This window comes from Ruegeria sp. AN6 (genome assembly GCF_056540425.1).
Genome location: NZ_JBQFWR010000001.1, coordinates 633872 through 651285, shown reverse-complemented (window position 1 = coordinate 651285; position 17414 = coordinate 633872). Strand labels below are relative to the sequence as shown.

Below are 17414 nucleotides of genomic sequence, written 5' to 3'. Positions count from 1 at the left end.
AGCGGGCATAGTTTGGCGACTATCTACCCAGCCCGAAGGACGGGGGCAACCATGCGTGTTCTGACACGGGTCGAGACCGCATTGCTGATCCAGCGGGGATATCTGTTCCCGTGGTCTCCGGTCTGTCTTGCGGTCGGGATCGGCTGGTACTTTAGCTTGAGGTTTGAACCCGGCGCAGGCGTGTACGCAGTGGTTGTTGCGTTTGTGTTGTTGGCGATTGGTTCCAGTCTTTGGCTGAGAGAGGCCTGGCGTCCGTTGCCCATCGGGATGACGCTGATTGCGTTGGGTTTCCTGCTGGCCGGAACGCGGGCCCATATGGTTGCAGAGCCAGTCTTGCAATGGCGCTATTATGGCCCGGTCGAGGGGAGGGTCATAGCGCTGGACCGCTCTGCGTCGGATGCGCTGCGGGTTATGCTGGATCAGGTGCGGATTGTCGATATTCCCGCTGATCAAAGGCCCGGGCGCATCCGACTTTCGATACATGGCGATACTGTTGCGTTGTCCCCGGGTCAGCGGATCATGACCACCGCGCACCTTTCTCCGCCGCAAGGTCCGGTCGAACCGGGTGGATTTGATTTTCGCCGCCACGCTTGGTTCCAAAGGCTTGGCGCAGTTGGATATACCCGTGTTCCAGTTTTGTCTTCGGCCCCGGCTCGCGATGGACAAAGCGGCGTTCGTATTACGGCGTGGCGTATGGCGATCTCGGACAGAGTTCGTGCAATTTTGCCTGGCGAGATCGGCGGATTTGCTGCCGCCGTCACCACAGGGGATCGCAGCGGTATGAGCAAGGCCTCGCTTGAGTCCTTGCGTGCCTCAAATCTGGCGCATCTTCTGGCGATCTCTGGATTGCATATGGGCTTGCTGACTGGTTTTGTATTCGTGGCATGCCGCATCGGATTGTCGATGGTGCCTATGCTGGCCCTGCGTTTGCCTGTACGAAAAATCGCAGCGATCTGCGCCTTAGTCGCTGCCACCATCTATTTATTTCTCTCTGGTGGAAACGTCGCGACCGAGCGCGCATTTGTCATGGTCTGCGTCATGCTGGGAGCCGTGATGCTGGACCGCCGCGCGATCTCGCTGCGGGCGGTGGCCGTTGCCGCATTGATCGTATTGGTACTGCGCCCTGAAACACTGCTGAGCCCCGGGTTCCAGATGTCATTTGCTGCGACGACCGCTCTGGTCGCGGGTTTCGGAGCCCTGAGAGACTATGGTCCAATGCCCGGTCCACTCTGGATGCGGCCGGTGTTGGCCTTGTTGATTTCATCGGCCATCGCGGGGATCGCAACTGCCCCCATCGGGGCGGCTCATTTCAACACCGTGTCCCACTATGGATTAATCGCAAACCTCGTCTCGGTCCCGGTGATGGGCACTCTGGTCGTCCCGAGTGCCGTTGTCGCAGCACTTCTTGCGCCATTCGGGCTTGAGGCGATCGCACTGCACGTGATGGGTTTAGGGCTGAATTGGATCCTTGCGGTTGCGTCCTGGGTTTCGGGACTTGAAGGTGCGCGGGGGTTTGTTGTTAGCCCAGGCGCATTTGTCCTGCCCGTTACAGCAGTGTCTTTCCTCTGGCTGATCCTGTGGCAAGGGCGCACGCGATGGATTGGATTGGTGCCCACGGTGGTTGCTATTGCGGCGTGGGGGCAGGGGAGCCGTCCTGATGTTCTGATCGCAGATACCGGAGGGCTCGTCGGCGTGATGACCGATCAAGGCCGTGCGCTGAGTAAACCAAAAGGCAGCGGTTTTGTCGCATCGGTTTGGTTGGAGAATGACGGAGACGACGCAGATCAGCCAAAGGCGGCGAAGCGCTGGCCTGAGTCCTCAGGGGGTGTCTTACGCTATCTGCTGGGTGACAAAGAGCTAGTGCACCTAACAGGCAAACGCGCTGCGCTTGCCTTTGAAGAGTGCTTGCCAGATCAAATTATTATCTCGTCTGTGTCGTTGTCTCTGACAGGTGCATGTCAGATCTATGACCCGGATGCACTGCGAAACACAGGCAGTCTTGCCATTTCCAAAGGGAATTTGCTCACCAGTTCAGAGGTTTCAGGGCGCCGCCTGTGGTCACCTCAACCCCGTCAGTAGCTACGGATCAAACCAACCAGCCGACCCTGTACTTTCACCTTTTCCTCGGGCAACACACGCATCTCATAAGCCGGGTTTGCAGCCTCAAGTGCAATGGCCTGACCGCGACGGAAAAAGCGCTTTAACGTGGCTTCTTGATCTTCAACCAGCGCCACGACGATATCCCCGTTATCTGCTGCCGTGGTTTCACGGATCACGACGACATCGCCATCGTTGATTCCGGCGTCGATCATCGAGTCGCCCCGCACTTCAAGCGCGTAATGTTCACCGCTACCTGAAATCATCGAGCCCGGCACTGCCACGCGGTGGGAAACATGGCTTATCGCTTCGATCGGGACACCGGCCGCGATCCGCCCCATGACGGGTAGTTCCATCGCATCAACGGTGACGGGTTCGAAGTTCGCTGGGCGGGCCCCATCGGGCCGGTCACCTTCAATCACGCGGGGTTTGAAGCCCGCCGTCGGCTCACCACCAAGGCTTTCGGGCAGCTTGACGATTTCAATGGCGCGCGCCCGGTGAGCAAGGCGGCGGATAAAGCCACGTTCTTCCAGCGCCGTGATCAATCGATGGATCCCGGATTTGGAACGCAGGTCCAACGCTGCCTTCATTTCATCAAAACTGGGCGGAACACCGTCCGCTTGCACGCGTTTGTGGATGAATTCCAGCAAATCCAATTGCTTCTTGGTCAGCATCGCTCGCACCTCATCGCTCATGCGTTTTCTTTTGTTCTACGCATGTTCACGTTTTGTGTCAACGGATTTGCTAGATGGGCAGGTAGGTGACCTTATCACCGACAGGGCGCGCGGGATCATTGGGCTGTCTTACCAGCAATGCGTTTGCATGTGCCAAAACACTTAGGAGTGAGCTGTCCTGATCGTCACAAGCCCGAATGCCATCTCTGTCCACAATCGCGCGCATATAGTGTTCGCGCCCACCGTTTTCAGTGAGTGGTACCGTCAGCTGGGCCTGCTGCAGAGGTTGAAGTACCTGTTCTATTCCCAGCATGCGCCGCACCATCGGAACCAAAAACAGATACCCACAGACCATTGCGCTAACCGGATTGCCGGGCAGGCCAACCATTGCTGCGTCGCCGAGGCGTCCAGCCATTAGTGGCTTACCGGGACGCATGCGGATTTTGTAGAACGACTGCTCCAGCCCAAGGCCTTCCGAGACATCTGCAACCAGATCGTATTCGCCGACCGATGCCCCACCGATTGTCACCACAAGGTCTGCGCCTTGCGCCAGACCAAAAGCCGTTTCCAGAGAGCCAACCGTGTCTTGTGCGATCGGTAGCACGCGCACATGCGCACCGTTGTTTTCAAGGAGCGCTTTCAGGCCAAACGTGTTTGATGCGATGATTTGATCGGGTCCAGGCATCTCGCCGGGCATCACCAGTTCATTGCCCGTCGATATCAATGCCACCACAGGTTTACGGGTCACAGGGACGGAGGCGATATTCATCGCAGCGAAAAGCGCAATATCCTCGGGCCGTAGCTGGCGTGGGGCCATGATTTTGGTGCCGACGGCGAAATCTATGCCAGCAGGGCGGACATTAGTCTTTTCTCCGGGAGGGTGAGTGATGGTGATCAGGCTGTCTCGGCGCTCGACATCTTCTTGAATAACGACGAAATCCGCGCCGTCAGGCATCGGCGCACCCGTAAATATTCGCACTGCTTGACCGGGCCCGACCGTGCCTTCAAAGCGCTTTCCGGCTGCGGATTCGCCGATCACTTTGAACATCGCATGCAATTCAACTTCGGTCGCTTTCACCGCATATCCGTCCATCGAAGACGCTGCAAAAGGGGGTTGATCACGTGTTGCAGCAACGTCCTGCGCCAAGATGCGACCACCTGCCTCTGCAAGATAAACCGTTTCCGCAGACAGGGGCGTGACCAGATCGAACAATAGGGCGCGGGCGTCTTCGACGGAGATCATGACGCCTCGTAACGACCTGATTTACCGCCGTCTTTCAAAAGAACTCGGATGCCGCCAATCTCCATTGCCTTATCCACGGCCTTAGTCATGTCATAGACAGTCAGGGCGGCGGTTGAGACCGCCGTCAGCGCCTCCATCTCGACACCAGTTTGTCCCGCAGTTTTGACGGTGGCTTCGATCTGCACGCCGGGAAGATCCGGATCCAGGGTCAGCTCAACCGCAACTTTAGTAACGGGCAGAGGGTGGCACAGCGGAATTAAGTCCGGTGTTTTCTTTGCGCCCATGATGCCAGCGAGACGCGCAATACCAAGAACGTCACCTTTCTTAGCGCGGCCTTCTGAAATAATATCATAGGTTTCTTGGGCCATCCTGATGTAACCTGCGGCGATTGCAACCCGGTCGGTGACGGTCTTATCGGACACATCCACCATGTGTGCCTCGCCCTTGGCATCGAAATGCGTCAGTGGCATCACATCACTCCGGGGATGAGTGGATTGGCCAGTAGCGAACGGGTGGCGCTGGCCACATCGTCTTGTCGCATCAGGCTTTCGCCAATCAGGAAGCAGCGCGCGCCATAGCGGGCGATATCAGCAAGGTCAGCAGGCGTGCTCAGACCGCTTTCGCACACGATCGTGCGATCTGCTGGAACCAACTTCGACAGGTGGCGTGTCGTATCAAGTGTGGTTTCGAAGGTTTTGAGATTGCGGTTGTTTATCCCGATCAGAGGGCTTTTCAGCTGCGTTGCCCGCGCTAGCTCCTCGGCGTCGTGTACTTCGATCAGAACATCCATACCCCAATCGAACGCTGTCTGCTCAAGCTCTGAAGCTTGCGCATCTTCAACCGAGGCCATGATGATCAGAATACAGTCCGCACCCAGAGCACGGGCTTCGATCACCTGATAGGGGTCATACATGAAATCTTTACGCAAAGCGGGCAGAGAACATGCTGCACGGGCTTCAGTCAGGAATTCCTTTGCCCCTTGAAAGCTAGGTTTATCGGTCAGCACCGACAAGCACGCAGCTCCTCCCGCTTCATATGCTTCGGCCAGCGCGGGTGGGTTAAAGTCTTCGCGGATCAATCCCTTGGAAGGGCTGGCTTTTTTAACCTCGGCAATCAGCCCATAGCCGGATCGCGTGGCTTTGTGCAGAGCTTCGGCAAACCCCCGAACCTCTGGTGCATTGCGCGCCTCTGACTCTAATGTTTCCAGCGATTTAGCTGCCTTGTCTGAGGCGACTTCTTCAAGTTTGTAGGCTTTGATCCTGTCCAGAACGGTCTCGGTCATGCGGCTTCCTGTGTAATGCGTGCCAGAGCGTTGATCTTTTCACGGGCTTTGCCGCTGTCGATGCTTTCAGCGGCCATAGCCACCCCTTCACGCAGATCACTGGTGGCATCTGCGACGACAAGTGCGGCAGCAGAATTCAGCAGTACAGCGTCACGGTAGGCCGATGGCTGGCCGTCCAGCAAGGCACGGAATGCGATGGCGTTTTCTTCCGGTGTCCCGCCAACAATATCCTCGAATGGGTGGACTGGCAGACCTGCGTCTTCAGGGTGAAGCTCGACCTCTTTTACAACGCCGTCCTCAACGGAGGCGATCCAGCTGACGCCTGTAATCGTCAACTCGTCGGTCCCGTCCGAACCATGCACCAACCAGGCATGCTCGGCGCCCAACAGGCCCAGAGTTTCGGCCATTGGGCGGATCAGATCACGGTTAAACGCTCCGGTCAGTTGGCGCTTCACACCAGCCGGGTTGGTGAGAGGACCCAGAATGTTGAATATAGTGCGTGTACCAAGTTCTTGCCTCGAAGGCATGACATGGGCAATCGCAGGGTGATGCATCGGCGCCATCATGAAGCCGATACCGACCTCTTGTAACGCCTTTTCAACCACTTCCGGGCCGACCATCACATTAATTCCAAGCTGACCAAGTGCATCCGCCGCACCGGATTTCGAACTTAGGTTCCGGTTGCCATGTTTTGCAACGGTGACACCGGCACCCGCCGTTACAAAGGCCGTTGCCGTCGAGATGTTGAGCGTTCCCTTGCCGTCACCACCGGTGCCCACGATATCCATTGCTCCCGCCGGGGCCTTCACAGCATTGCATTTGGCGCGCATTACAGCGGCGGCGGCGGCGTATTCGTCCACCGTTTCACCGCGTGTGCGCATCGCCATCAGCAATCCGCCGATCTGGCTCGGAGTCGCGGCACCGTCAAACAGGATACCAAAGGCCTGTTCAGCCTCGGCACGGGTCAAAGGTCGATCGGCCGCAGCACCGATCAGCGGTTTCAGAGCATCGCTCATGCGGGGACTTTCATTTCATTCAGGAAATTCTTGAGCAGGGCATGACCGTGCTCAGATGCGATGGATTCCGGATGGAACTGGACGCCGTGAATGGGAAGCTCGTTGTGCTGTAAGCCCATGATGGTGCCATCCTCAAGTTCGGCGGTGATCTCTAGGCACTCGGGCAAGCTTTCGCGTTCAACGACCAATGAGTGGTAGCGGGTCGCCTCGAATGGTGACGGCAAACCAGCGAATACGCCTTTACCAGTGTGATTCATCGTGCCCATCTTGCCATGCACGATCTCGTGGCATCGCACGACCTTGCCGCCAAAGACCTGACCAATGGTTTGATGGCCGAGGCAGACGCCCATCAGCGGTGTCTGCGTTTCGGCTGCCGCTTCGGTCAGCGCAAGGCAGATACCTGCCTGATCGGGATCACAAGGGCCGGGGCTCAGCAGGATGCCAGCCGGGTTCATCGCCATCGCTTCCTGTACGTCCAGCGCATCATTCCGGCGCACGACCATCTCGGCCCCAAGTTCGCCCAGATAATGAACGAGGTTGTAGGTAAACGAGTCATAGTTGTCGATCAGCAGCAGCATTTGGGCACTTATCTTCCTATCGGCATTTCAGACTGGCGATGCAGCCCTTGAGCGCGGTATAATGTCGGGACATACATGCTCAGGCTTGTGCGGCAGCGTCAAGAGGACATACCCAACTTGGCGCAGTGCAGGTGAGCGCCGCAGAAGATGGCGTATGGGTGGTTGAGGCACGAAACAACGCGAGAGGCGAGATTTCGATGAGCGGATTTTATGGTGGATTGATCGCTGGTGCGGTTTCTGTCCTGGCATTGGGCGCGGTCCTGTCGCTGTCCACCCCCTTGTCGCGCGAGCCAGAAGTCGCGGCGACAGCACCCGAAGTGGCTGATGCGCCTGATGCGCCTGAAACAGCGAATGTCGATAGCGCTGGTGTCGATGCAGATCTGGTTGAGTTGCCACCATCGGGTCCCGAAAGCCCGGAGCTATCGTCGGATACTCTGGATGGTTTGGCAGACGTCGAGCTTGCGCCCGGGCCTCCTCCGCAGTCTAGTGACTCGCCTGTTGCCACCGCAGCACCTGCTGGAATTTCGACTCCCGCAGTGACCGTTCAGACAGATGCGCCGACAGCACCGCCGCCGCCGCTTGCTGAACCAGAAACGCCCAGACCAGAGGTTGAACCGGCCAGGGTTGCAGACGCGCCTCCAGCACCAGAGCCTGAAGCGGTACCTGAACCCCGGATCGCGGAACAAACGCCTGAGGAACAAGCACCTCAAGTGGCGGCATTGGAACCCGAGACCGAAGAATTGCCGGACGTAACTTTTGAGGTTCCGGTAACCGAGGGCGTGCCGAACGATAACCCGATTGCCGTTGAGGGCGAAGAAGATACACGCCCGGTCAGCAAGCCGCGCGTGCTGATGCTGCCTCAAATTGGCGGGGAAGGGACCGCGAGCTCTAATTCACTGATCGGCAAACGTGTCGTACCCCTGACCGAAAGGGATGACGCACCCGTTGAGCAAACCGAGGTGGTGCCTGAGGTGGCGGCAAAACCTATCGAAGCGCATGCCGCGATCTTTGAGAACCCCGAAGCCAAGCCATTGATGTCTATCATTTTGATCGACGATGAAGGAGCATTTGGAGCCGAGGCGCTTCAGGATTTTCCATACCCGCTAAGCTTTGCCATTAGCCCGTCAGACCCGGATGCAGCCGAAAAGATGGCGCGCCATCGCGAAGCGGGTTTTGAAGTGCTGGCAATGATTGACATGCACGAAGCCGCCAGCGCTCAGGATGCAGAAGTATCCTTGTCGGTGTGGTTGGATGAGTTGCCCCACACGGTAGGCATTCTGGAGGGCGTTGAAAGCGGTATTCAGGGTAACCGAAAATTGGCAGACCAGGTCGCCGCCATTGTTGGCGACACCGGCCGTGGTCTGGTGACACAGGATAACGGCCTGAACACTGCGCAGAAACTCGCCGCCCGCAATGGCGTTCCGTCCAGCGTCGTATTCCGCGATTTCGATGGGGCCAAGCAGGATCCCAAGATAATGCGGCGCTTTCTAGATCAAGCCGCATTCCGCGCCGGGCAGGAGGGTGCGGTCGTAATGCTTGGCCGATTGCGCCCCGAAACGATCTCGGCCTTGTTGCTGTGGGGGCTTGAGGATCGCGGCAGCCGGGTGGCGATGGCACCGATCTCAGCCGTGATGATGAAAGAGGTCGAACAAGGTGCTTCCGAAGCCTTGACGGACGGGTAATAGCGGCACCTTGTTGCCGCTTGCTCAGCTGTTTCCGCTGCCGGTAAAACGCGCCGCATCTGCCGCCGCGCGTCGGATCGCGTTCGATTTGTGCACGGTCTCCATATATTCCGCCTCGGGGTCGCTATCATAGACAACGCCGCCGCCAGCTTGGATATACAGCTTGTGGTCTTTCACGATGGCCGTACGCAAAGCGATGCACATGTCCATGTCGCCACCAGCGCTGAAATACCCGACACCGCCACCGTAGATGCCGCGTTTTTCGGGCTCCAACTCGTCGATAATCTCCATCGCGCGCACTTTTGGCGCGCCCGAGACCGTACCAGCAGGCATCCCGGCAAAGAAGGCATCCAGCGCGTCTTTGTCTTCGGCAAGTTCTCCGACCAAGTTCGACACGATGTGCATCACGTGGCTGTAGCGTTCGATGATGAACTCTTCGGTGGGGCGGACGGTTCCGATCTTGGACACACGGCCCGTATCGTTGCGTCCAAGGTCCAACAGCATGAGGTGTTCGGCCAGTTCCTTTTTGTCGGCAAGCAGATCGACTTCGTTGGCCTTGTCTTCCTCGGGGGTTACGCCTCGCGGTCTAGTGCCTGCGATCGGGCGGATCGTGACTTCATCCCCAAAGACGCGGACCAGGATTTCAGGGCTCGCGCCTACGACCTGAAAGCCACCGAAGTTGAAATAGAACATGAAGGGCGACGGATTCGTACGCCGCAAAGACCGGTAGAGGGCAAACGGAGGTTGCGGAAAGTCCTGCGTCCAGCGTTGGGCTGGGACAACCTGGAAGATATCGCCTGCGCGGATATATTCCTTGGCCTTTTCAACGGCCTCCATGTAACCCGATTTGGTGAAGTTGGATACTGGAGCGCCAACTTCAATCGCGTCGCCCAGATCGCGTGTCTCGGCGGGCATTGCGCGCTCCAGATCACGCACAGCGTCCATGACACGCTCTGCAGCTTGTGCGTATGCGGCCTTAGCGGATTGTCCGTCGCTGACCCAGGCCGGAGACACCACAGTGACCTCACCTTTAACACCGTCCAATACGGCGATCACCGAAGGCCGCAGCATGATCGCATCCGGCAGGCCCAGCGGGTCGGGGTTCACATCCGGCAAGTATTCCACAAGCCGCACCATGTCATAGCCCAGATAGCCAAACAGCCCGGCAGCCGCCTGTGGTAGGTCATCCGGCAGCGCGATGCGGCTTTCGGCCAGCAAATCGCGCAGGTTATCCATCGGGTTGCCATCCTGTGGCTGAAACGCGTCGGCATCAAACCGGGCCGACCGGTTCAGGGCCGATGTTTCGGCATGACACCGCCAGACGAGATCGGGTTTCATGCCAATGATCGAGTAGCGACCGCGCACCTCGCCACCTGTCACCGATTCGAGCATGAAGGCGTCTTTTTGTGCGCCCGTCAGCTTGAGCATCAAGGACACGGGCGTGTCCAGATCGGCGGCAAGTCGGGTATAGACAACCTGATTTTCACCCGCGTCATAGGCGCGCGCGAAAGTTTCGAATTCCGGGGTCAGGGCCATGTGCTGTCTCTTTAATAGCTTGACCGTACAGCGTTCAGCGCTTGCTGATCCAGTACAGGGCGCGCGCGGGTCTGGGCGTTGCGCACATAGATATCAAAGATGTTCTGCGCCAGTGCCTGGTCAAACTGCGCTGCAAGAGCATCCTGCATCTGACGCTGTTCGTCGGTCTCGGCCGGTGGCAGCTCTTCATCCAAGCGCACGATCAGGGCAGTGCCGTTTCCGGGAATGACACGTAATTCACCCGGTTCGAGCTCGAAGACCTGTGTCATGAAATCTACCGGAGTATCCTCAAGGAACGCGGTACGCGTCAGGGCGTTTTCGACCCGGAAGGGCAGGCCAGTCGCCGTGAAATCTCCATCCGTCGCCAATTGGGTCAGCACCGAGTTTGCCTGATTTTGTAGCGCCTTCGCGGTCTCTGCTTGTGTCCAGGCCTCAGCAACCCGCCCTCGGGCATTTTCAAGCGGTTCGGGGCGGGGCTCAAGCACTTCATTCAGGCGCAAAGCAAAGATTGAACCGTCTTCGAGGAACGCGACTTCGGGAAAATCACCCTCTTGCACGGCCTCGGCGGCGGCGCGGAAGCCGTCATAGGCGGCAACGCCATCATCGCTTTGCTGGGTCCAGTCGATCTGGCCAAGTTCCAATTCAGTCTCATCGACCAATTCTTCCAGCGTTGCGCCGCCAGCAAGCAAGTCGTTGATGTCCTCGGCCTGCGCCTCGATCTGACGGCGCGCGCGATCTGAGGCAAGTTCATCACGCAACTCGGGCTCAGCATCTTCAAAGGTTACATTGTTTTCTGCCAGTGATCCGTTGATCCGGAACAAGGCTGGACCAAAAACAGATGGGAGTGGGCCAACGACATCGTCGATCTCGGCAGCGAATACAGCATCAGCGGCATCGCCAAGGTCCTCGCGGGTGACGTCACCCAGATCTACATCGCCAAGCTCGAGTTGCCGATCGCGGACCAGTTGTTCAAAATCTGCTCCACCAACCTCCAGCTGAGCCAAGGCCTCGGTTGCGGCCTCTTCGCTGGGATAGGTCAGGCGTTCGACCAAACGGCGCTCGGGCTGGAAATACTGTTCTGCGCGCTGGTCGTAGAGGCGGCGCAACGAGTCTTCGTCGATCTCAATCGTATCAAGCAGCATCTCTGGTGACAAAATGGCATACGTCAGTTGCTTGGTGCGGGGCAGGGTAAACAGATCAGTGTTCTCGTCATAGAATGTCTGAATCTGATCTTCTGTCGGTTCTGCCACTGGCGTCTCCAACGCGTCTGCGGACAGCGTAGCCACGGTAAAGCTGCGGCGGGCCAGTACATAGTTCGCCATTGCTTCGGTCATAGTGCGTGGCATCTCAACCCCGCCCATGACTGCACCCTGCACGATTGTGCGCGCCGATTCCTTGCGCAGATCCGATTCGAACTCGGAATCGCTCATCCCGACCTGTTCAAGCTGAAAGCGATAGGCTTCGCGGTCGAATGTACCGTTCACCCCCTGGAATGCGGGTATCTGGACGATCTCGTTCTGCAGGTTCTCGTCGCCTATCGAAATGCCAAGCTGCCCGACTTCATTGTCCAGCGCGGCCAGTGCAATCAGACGCGACAAGGCCAATTGGTCCAATCCAAGATCATGCGCTTGTGAAATCTGCATTGGCTGTCCGGTTTGCGCCTCGACCGCCCTGATCTCGCGCTGAAGTTCGCGGAAGTATTCGTCGACCGAAACGCTTTCATCGCCAACCTGCGCCACAGCGCGCACGGTTCCGGTCAGGCTGGTCGCACCAAATCCGGCTAGACCCAGCATCAGAAGGCCCATGAGAATCCAGACAAAGGTTTTGGATAGGTTTTTCATGCCTGCGGCCATGGTGCCCTCTTGGTTTGGTCGGCAAGTGTCTGCCCTGCTAGTTGCGGCCCTGAATACGATGCGTGCAGCCGAGGGGCAAGCTTAGAAGGACAGGGCCTGCAAACGGTCGAACAATTGCGCGATTCCGGCGCGGTCGAGATTGGCAAACGCGATGCGGACCTGTTGTTTCCCTGCCGGGTCATGCGCGGGCATGAACATGGTTCCGGGCAACAGCAGAATGCCCGCCTCAGGCACCAACTGCCGGGCCAAATCGTCCGATGCGATTTGATAGGGGTGTTTGAGATAGGCGAAGTAGGCACCCAGCCCCAGAAGACGCCAGCCTTTTGCCTCTAACCGAGGCATTCCTTCGGCAATTGCAGCCCTTCGGTCCAGAATCTCATTACGCTCACCAGCAACCCAATGAGACAGGTTCTGCATTCCCCAAAGCGCAGCGAATTGACCGATCTGGCCGGGGCAGATCGCAACTGTGTCTAAAAACTTCTCAATCTCCGACAAAAGCGGCGAACCGGCAGCAATTGCGCCGACTCGGTGCCCAGTCAGGCGATAGGCTTTCGAGAACGAGTAGAGATGCACAAAGGTTTCGCACCAATCAGGCTGCTGGAACAATTCATGTGGCGCACCAGATCGGCTGTCGAAATCGCGATAGGTTTCATCAAACAACAGACGAATCCCTGTTTCCTGCGCGAGTTTATAGAAGCGGCGTACCAGGTCTGATGGGTATTCGACACCACCGGGGTTGTTCGGCGTTACCAATGCAATGGCTCGCGTTTTCTTGGTGATCAGTGCGCGCGCCATCTCGGGGTCGGGCAACAGATCGTTACCGGTGGGCAAGTCGATGGCTTTGACACCGGCCATATCCAGCCACATTTTGTGATTGAAATACCACGGGGTTGGCAGAATGACCTCATCTCCCTGATCCGTAATCGCCGCGATCACGGCCGAGAAAGCCTGATTACAGCCCGAAGTAATCGCGACCTGATTAGCCTTAACTCTTGCTTCATAGTGTTGGCTGATCTGTACAGCCAGCTCGGTCCGTAATTCATCATTGCCCAGAACTGGGCCATAAAGATGTGCGCTGTCCTGTTCGACTGCGAATTCGGCCATAGCTTGCCGCAAGGCCAGTGGCGGTGGATCGACCGGAGCCGCCTGGCTGACATTGATCAGCGGACGGTCTTCAGGAAACTCGACACCGTCCAACCAACGCCGCGCCTCCATCACCGGAGGGGCAAAGGTGGCGGCGGTACGGGTCATATTCATGGAAAGTCCGTGTTTTTAGCGTTCAAGCAAAACGCTTTATCAATCGGTACCCCGGTAAGGTTCGACATATTGCAAGGCCATATCCCATGGGAAGAAGATCCAGGTGTCTTGGCTGACCTCGGTAATAAAGGTATCAACCATCGGTCGTCCCTTGGGTTTGGCATATACGGTCGCGAAATGCGCCTTGGGATACATTTCGCGCACGAGTTCAAGCGTTTTTCCACTGTCGACCAGATCATCTATGATCAGGATACCGGTCCCATCGCCCATCAAATCAGCATTGGGGGCTTTTAGAATCTCAGCCTCACCCTGTGACTGGTGGTGATACGACCGCACGCTGACGGTATCGACCGTGCGGATATCCAGTTCACGGCTGACGATCATCGCAGGAGCCATTCCGCCTCGAGTGATCGCTACGACGGCACGCCAAGCGCCATCATCGGGACCTTGCCCATCCAGACGCCAAGCCAGGGCGCGCGAGTCGCGATGAATCTGATCCCAACTAATGTGGAAGCCCTTTTCGTGGGGCAGGCGGTCCTTGGCGCTCATGATCTATTACCCTTTTTCAACGTCCGGCGCATCGACGGCCTTCATGCCGACGATGTGATAGCCCGAATCCACGTGCAGATTCTCTCCGGTCACACCGCTGCTGAGGTCTGACAGCAGGTACAGCGCCGATTTGCCGACATCATCGATGGTCACGTTGCGACGCAGCGGAGAATTATACTCGTTCCACTTCATGATATAGCGGAAATCGCCGATGCCGCTGGCTGCGAGTGTCTTGATTGGACCCGCCGAGATCGAGTTGACGCGAACACCGTCTTTTCCCAGATCCTCAGCCAGATACTTGACCGATGCCTCAAGCGCAGCCTTGGCGACACCCATAACATTATAATGGGGCATGACCTGTTCAGCGCCGTAATAGGTGAGGGTGACTGCGCTACCGCCTTCGCCCATCATCTTCTCTGCGCGCTGCATAACGGCTGTAAAAGAGTAGACCGATACGTCCATCGTCAGATTGAAGTTAGCGCGCGATGTGTCGACGTAGCGCCCACGAAGCTCGTTCTTGTCAGAAAAGCCAATGGCGTGAGCAACAAAGTCAAGCCTTCCCCATTTCTCTTCAAGCGAGTTGAAAAGGTTATCAATCGATTCCTCGTCGCTGACATCGCAGGGCAGAACGATTTCGCTGCCCAATTGCGCAGCCAGCGGGTCGACACGTTTTTTCAGCGCGTCTCCCTGATAGGAAAAGGCCAGTTCGGCCCCGGCGTCGGACAAGGCGCGGGCTATCCCCCATGCGATTGATTTGTCATTGGCCAGTCCCATGATGAGGCCGCGTTTTCCGGCCATCAACTGATTTGACATCTTCGGTTCTCCGCCTGTCGTCGCATTGTGTTGAGTTGGTTTATGCCATTGATTGTCCTGCGGCAAGACCACGCGCTCTTGCCCGCAGCGGGTTCTCGCCTTAGGGTCGGGTTAATTATTTCCAGGGGATGGAAATGAACGAGCATAATGGCATCTTCGCCGGGACTGATCCGTTTGAAATCGCGGGTCGGTGGCTGGCTGAGGCGGAAAAGACCGAACCAAACGATCCGAACGCGATTGCATTGGCAACCGTGGATTCGGAAGGTTTGCCTAATGCAAGAATGGTTCTGCTGAAAGAAATCGAAAAAGACGCATTTGTCTTCTATACGAACTATAACAGCGCCAAGGCACAGGAACTGGACAGTGCCCATAAAGCGGCATTTGTGATGCACTGGAAATCTTTGCGGCGTCAAATTCGAGTTCGTGGTATAGTCAGCAAAGAAGACGGGCCTGGGGCAGACGCGTATTATGCCTCGCGCTCGCTTAAGAGCCGTCTGGGTGCCTGGGCCTCTCGCCAGTCGCAACCTCTGGAGAGCCGGGCATCTTTGATGGCCGAGGTGGCAAAGGTGACGGCAAAGTTGGGACCCAATCCGCCGCGCCCGGATTTCTGGGGAGGGTATCGGGTTTCACCTGTCGAAGTGGAATTCTGGGCTGATGGAGCCTTCAGGTTGCATGACAGGTTTCAATGGAAGAGGCGTAACGCCGATTCCGATTGGCAAGTGCAGAGGTTGAATCCGTGATGTTCGCGTACCGTGAAATGCAACTGATTGCTATTAATAGTTTTTTTCAGCTTGAATTTGCGAGTGAATATCATAAACAACAAACCCTTAACGGCTTGCCTATTATCGTAACGGGAAAACAGTGCCAGAAGATTTGAACAGCATGTATCGCGTCCATGGACACGTTAAATGGTTCGATCCCGCAAAGGGATACGGATTTGTTGTGTCCGACGATGGCGGTCCGGACATACTGTTGCATGTCAATGTGTTGCGCAATTTTGGTCAGAGCTCGGTCGCCGACGGTGCTGGTATCGAGATTATGACGCACAAAACTGATCGCGGTGTTCAGGCGGTCGAAGTGATCAGCGTTGATCCACCCGTGCGGGCAGAAACAATGATGCTGGCCGACTTTGCGGAGCTTGATCCGACCGTGATCGGCAATGCTCCATTAGAGGCAGCGCGTGTCAAATGGTTCGACAAAGGCAAGGGATTCGGCTTCGCCAATGTCTTCGGAAGCAGCGAAGATGTGTTCTTGCACATTGAGGTTCTTCGCCGTTCAGGTCTTGCGGATCTGCAACCGGGAGAAGCCTTGGCCATGCGTGTGATTGACGGAAAGCGCGGACGGATGGCGGCACAGGTTCTTGCCTGGGAAGCGGCGCTGAACGCCTAGGTCTTAAAGAATGAGAACAGCATTATTCGTAGCGGCCCTGACATTTCTGATCAGTGGTGGCGCGCAAGCCGAATGCCGTTCTGACCGTGTCGAGTTGCGAAATGAACTTGCGCAGGTTCGATTTGATATCGAGTTGGCCGTTACCCCTCAGGAACGATCACGCGGGCTGATGTTTCGTGAGAGTATGCCCAACCGCTCTGGCATGCTGTTCATCTTTGATCCACCGCAGCGGGTGGCGTTTTGGATGAAGAACACGCTGATCCCTTTGGACATGATCTTTACCGACAAAGCAGGAACCGTCACCCGCGTGCATGAGGGCGCGATCCCTGGCGATCTGACCCCGATCGAAGGCGGCGATTCGGTTTATGCCGTGCTTGAAATCAATGCGGGACTTGCCGCGCGCTATGGTATTCGACCAGGAACACAGATGCGCCACCAAGTTTTTTCGCAAGGTCCTGCAATTTGGCCCTGTTAGGGCTTTTCAAATCAGATCGGCGCGTTTAGGAAGGCGCACGGTCCGGGGCGTGGCGCAGTCTGGTAGCGCACCTGTTTTGGGTACAGGGGGTCGTAGGTTCGAATCCTGCCGCCCCGACCATTTCCACTCTTACACCGGCGTTCCGCCATAGTCGGTGTAGAGTCTGGAAAAATCCCTGTCCAATTCATCGCTTTCGATTGGAATCTTAAGTGTGCTTCCGCTTTTTTGGGGAATGATAAAAAACAATTCGGCATGCACACGGTAGCCTGCTTGATTCTTTGCTGAACTTAGCCGCGTCACGATCTTTGGCAGATTTTGAGAATATCCATCAAAATTGAGAATCAGATAGGCTGTCGCCTCGGGCGAGAGTATTTCGCGACATTCAAAACTGCTTGTCCCGGTTTTGACGAATTTATCGCCAGGGCCAGCGCAGTCTGTCTTGAAGGAATTGAACAGGTTCTGCGGGTACCCATCGAATTGAGCGCTACGAGACGCAGGCGGAACGTCCTGTGCTGTGCAGGACACGATTAAGCCCATAATAGTTAACAACGAAATCAAACGCATGTTGAATAGATTTCCCATCCAGAAATGTCGTGATTTACAAACTATGGCACGCGCCACGTTGCGGTGACGATGATTCTCTGAATATGTCCTTAATGTCGGACAGGTTGATCAATTTCCTCTAACTGTGGCGGAAAAAAAGAGAAATCACTCTGACGCATCGAGCGCAGATTGATTGGTATCCGGGGACAGGCCTGTGGAGGAATCGCGATCCGGCAAGAAACCGCCGGTTCGTCAGATCAGGTCAAGCTAAAAGATTCCAAAAATGACTGAAAAAGCCCGTTGACCATCTATGGGAATATACGTCAAATTGTATGGGCCGAAAGACGAGCCACTAAATCTGGTAGCAATAACCAGAAAAGGCATCGGACGAGGGACGGAGTGCAAACCAGTATGACGTGAAACCGTA

Annotated in this window: 17 protein-coding genes and 1 tRNA gene; 6 read left to right on the top strand and 12 right to left on the bottom strand. The window is 56.6% G+C overall.

All coding sequences use genetic code 11. The features are described 5' to 3' along the window. Positions 1-51: 51 nt before the first annotated feature. Positions 52-2079 carry a ComEC/Rec2 family competence protein gene (locus ACR0MQ_RS03200; protein WP_480605876.1) on the top strand — a complete coding sequence of 676 codons (2028 nt, stop codon included), beginning with the start codon at positions 52-54 and terminating at the stop codon, positions 2077-2079. Here the strand turns inward: ACR0MQ_RS03200 and lexA are convergent. The 6 genes from lexA to ACR0MQ_RS03170 form a co-directional block, all read right to left on the bottom strand. After that, positions 2073-2771, bottom strand: coding sequence for a transcriptional repressor LexA (lexA, locus tag ACR0MQ_RS03195; RefSeq protein WP_480606162.1), 699 nt, complete (start codon positions 2769-2771; stop codon positions 2073-2075). The two genes, ACR0MQ_RS03200 and lexA, sit on opposite strands and share 7 nt — an antisense overlap. 70 nt (positions 2772-2841) lie before the next feature. Further along, complete coding sequence (locus tag ACR0MQ_RS03190; RefSeq protein ID WP_480605873.1) at positions 2842-4014, bottom strand: molybdopterin molybdotransferase MoeA; 1173 nt, start codon at positions 4012-4014, stop codon at positions 2842-2844. Further along, positions 4011-4484: a cyclic pyranopterin monophosphate synthase MoaC gene (moaC, locus tag ACR0MQ_RS03185; RefSeq protein ID WP_170774071.1), complete on the bottom strand. Its 474-nt coding sequence runs from the start codon at positions 4482-4484 to the stop codon at positions 4011-4013. The genes ACR0MQ_RS03190 and moaC overlap by 4 nt, the downstream gene beginning before the upstream one ends. Next, entirely contained in the window at positions 4484-5296 is an 813-nt protein-coding gene (gene trpC / locus ACR0MQ_RS03180; protein WP_170774074.1) for an indole-3-glycerol phosphate synthase TrpC, read from the bottom strand. Before trpC ends, moaC begins: the two co-directional genes overlap by 1 nt. Beyond that, complete coding sequence (trpD, locus tag ACR0MQ_RS03175) at positions 5293-6312, bottom strand: anthranilate phosphoribosyltransferase (protein WP_170777133.1); 1020 nt, start codon at positions 6310-6312, stop codon at positions 5293-5295. Before trpD ends, trpC begins: the two co-directional genes overlap by 4 nt. Next, entirely contained in the window at positions 6309-6890 is a 582-nt protein-coding gene (locus tag ACR0MQ_RS03170; protein ID WP_170774078.1) for an aminodeoxychorismate/anthranilate synthase component II, read from the bottom strand. Before ACR0MQ_RS03170 ends, trpD begins: the two co-directional genes overlap by 4 nt. Before the next feature lie 197 nt (positions 6891-7087). Here ACR0MQ_RS03170 and ACR0MQ_RS03165 point away from each other — a divergent pair, with 197 nt between their 5' ends. Then, positions 7088-8572: a divergent polysaccharide deacetylase family protein gene (locus ACR0MQ_RS03165; RefSeq protein WP_480605869.1), complete on the top strand. Its 1485-nt coding sequence runs from the start codon at positions 7088-7090 to the stop codon at positions 8570-8572. A 24-nt stretch (positions 8573-8596) separates the two neighbouring features. Here the strand turns inward: ACR0MQ_RS03165 and trpE are convergent, their stop codons facing one another. From trpE to fabI, 5 genes are all read right to left on the bottom strand, one after another. Beyond that, positions 8597-10108, bottom strand: coding sequence for an anthranilate synthase component I (gene trpE, locus ACR0MQ_RS03160; protein ID WP_480605866.1), 1512 nt, complete (start codon positions 10106-10108; stop codon positions 8597-8599). A gap of 11 nt (positions 10109-10119) precedes the next feature. After that, on the bottom strand, positions 10120-11961 hold the full coding sequence (locus ACR0MQ_RS03155; RefSeq protein WP_480605863.1) for a peptidyl-prolyl cis-trans isomerase: 1842 nt from the start codon (positions 11959-11961) through the stop codon (positions 10120-10122). An 81-nt stretch (positions 11962-12042) separates the two neighbouring features. Beyond that, on the bottom strand, positions 12043-13218 hold the full coding sequence (locus ACR0MQ_RS03150) for an aminotransferase (RefSeq protein WP_480605860.1): 1176 nt from the start codon (positions 13216-13218) through the stop codon (positions 12043-12045). A 39-nt stretch (positions 13219-13257) separates the two neighbouring features. Further along, positions 13258-13767, bottom strand: a complete 510-nt coding sequence (gene gpt / locus ACR0MQ_RS03145) for a xanthine phosphoribosyltransferase (protein ID WP_010440275.1) — start codon at positions 13765-13767, stop codon at positions 13258-13260. 6 nt (positions 13768-13773) lie between these two features. Next, a complete protein-coding gene (gene fabI, locus ACR0MQ_RS03140; RefSeq protein WP_480605857.1) occupies positions 13774-14580 on the bottom strand; it encodes an enoyl-ACP reductase FabI in 807 nt (268 codons plus the stop codon). Positions 14581-14714: 134 nt separating this feature from the next. Here fabI and pdxH point away from each other — a divergent pair, with 134 nt between their 5' ends. The 4 genes from pdxH (at position 14715) to ACR0MQ_RS03120 (ending at position 16564) form a co-directional block, all read left to right on the top strand. Beyond that, a complete protein-coding gene (gene pdxH, locus ACR0MQ_RS03135; RefSeq protein ID WP_319547242.1) occupies positions 14715-15320 on the top strand; it encodes a pyridoxamine 5'-phosphate oxidase in 606 nt (201 codons plus the stop codon). Positions 15321-15441: 121 nt separating this feature from the next. Next, a complete protein-coding gene (locus ACR0MQ_RS03130; protein WP_029621826.1) occupies positions 15442-15969 on the top strand; it encodes a cold-shock protein in 528 nt (175 codons plus the stop codon). A 10-nt stretch (positions 15970-15979) separates the two neighbouring features. Continuing rightward, entirely contained in the window at positions 15980-16444 is a 465-nt protein-coding gene (locus tag ACR0MQ_RS03125) for a DUF192 domain-containing protein (protein ID WP_010440270.1), read from the top strand. A 43-nt stretch (positions 16445-16487) separates the two neighbouring features. Next, a tRNA-Pro gene (locus ACR0MQ_RS03120) sits at positions 16488-16564 on the top strand. A gap of 9 nt (positions 16565-16573) precedes the next feature. On the opposite strand, the gene ACR0MQ_RS03115 is transcribed toward ACR0MQ_RS03120, so the two are convergent. After that, a complete protein-coding gene (locus ACR0MQ_RS03115; protein ID WP_480605852.1) occupies positions 16574-17008 on the bottom strand; it encodes a hypothetical protein in 435 nt (144 codons plus the stop codon). Positions 17009-17414 lie beyond the last annotated feature (406 nt).

Excerpts from the sequence above, each read along its gene's own strand:
- ACR0MQ_RS03200 (WP_480605876.1), top strand. The coding sequence starts at position 52 with ATGCGTGTTCTGACACGGGTCGAGACCGCATTGCTGATCCAGCGGGGA.
- lexA (WP_480606162.1), bottom strand. The coding sequence starts at position 2,771 with ATGCTGACCAAGAAGCAATTGGATTTGCTGGAATTCATCCACAAACGC.
- ACR0MQ_RS03190 (WP_480605873.1), bottom strand. The coding sequence starts at position 4,014 with ATGATCTCCGTCGAAGACGCCCGCGCCCTATTGTTCGATCTGGTCACG.
- moaC (WP_170774071.1), bottom strand. The coding sequence starts at position 4,484 with ATGCCACTGACGCATTTCGATGCCAAGGGCGAGGCACACATGGTGGAT.
- trpC (WP_170774074.1), bottom strand. The coding sequence starts at position 5,296 with ATGACCGAGACCGTTCTGGACAGGATCAAAGCCTACAAACTTGAAGAA.
- trpD (WP_170777133.1), bottom strand. The coding sequence starts at position 6,312 with ATGAGCGATGCTCTGAAACCGCTGATCGGTGCTGCGGCCGATCGACCT.
- ACR0MQ_RS03170 (WP_170774078.1), bottom strand. The coding sequence starts at position 6,890 with ATGCTGCTGCTGATCGACAACTATGACTCGTTTACCTACAACCTCGTT.
- ACR0MQ_RS03165 (WP_480605869.1), top strand. The coding sequence starts at position 7,088 with ATGAGCGGATTTTATGGTGGATTGATCGCTGGTGCGGTTTCTGTCCTG.
- trpE (WP_480605866.1), bottom strand. The coding sequence starts at position 10,108 with ATGGCCCTGACCCCGGAATTCGAAACTTTCGCGCGCGCCTATGACGCG.
- ACR0MQ_RS03155 (WP_480605863.1), bottom strand. The coding sequence starts at position 11,961 with ATGGCCGCAGGCATGAAAAACCTATCCAAAACCTTTGTCTGGATTCTC.
- ACR0MQ_RS03150 (WP_480605860.1), bottom strand. The coding sequence starts at position 13,218 with ATGAATATGACCCGTACCGCCGCCACCTTTGCCCCTCCGGTGATGGAG.
- gpt (WP_010440275.1), bottom strand. The coding sequence starts at position 13,767 with ATGAGCGCCAAGGACCGCCTGCCCCACGAAAAGGGCTTCCACATTAGT.
- fabI (WP_480605857.1), bottom strand. The coding sequence starts at position 14,580 with ATGTCAAATCAGTTGATGGCCGGAAAACGCGGCCTCATCATGGGACTG.
- pdxH (WP_319547242.1), top strand. The coding sequence starts at position 14,715 with ATGAACGAGCATAATGGCATCTTCGCCGGGACTGATCCGTTTGAAATC.
- ACR0MQ_RS03125 (WP_010440270.1), top strand. The coding sequence starts at position 15,980 with ATGAGAACAGCATTATTCGTAGCGGCCCTGACATTTCTGATCAGTGGT.
- ACR0MQ_RS03115 (WP_480605852.1), bottom strand. The coding sequence starts at position 17,008 with ATGCGTTTGATTTCGTTGTTAACTATTATGGGCTTAATCGTGTCCTGC.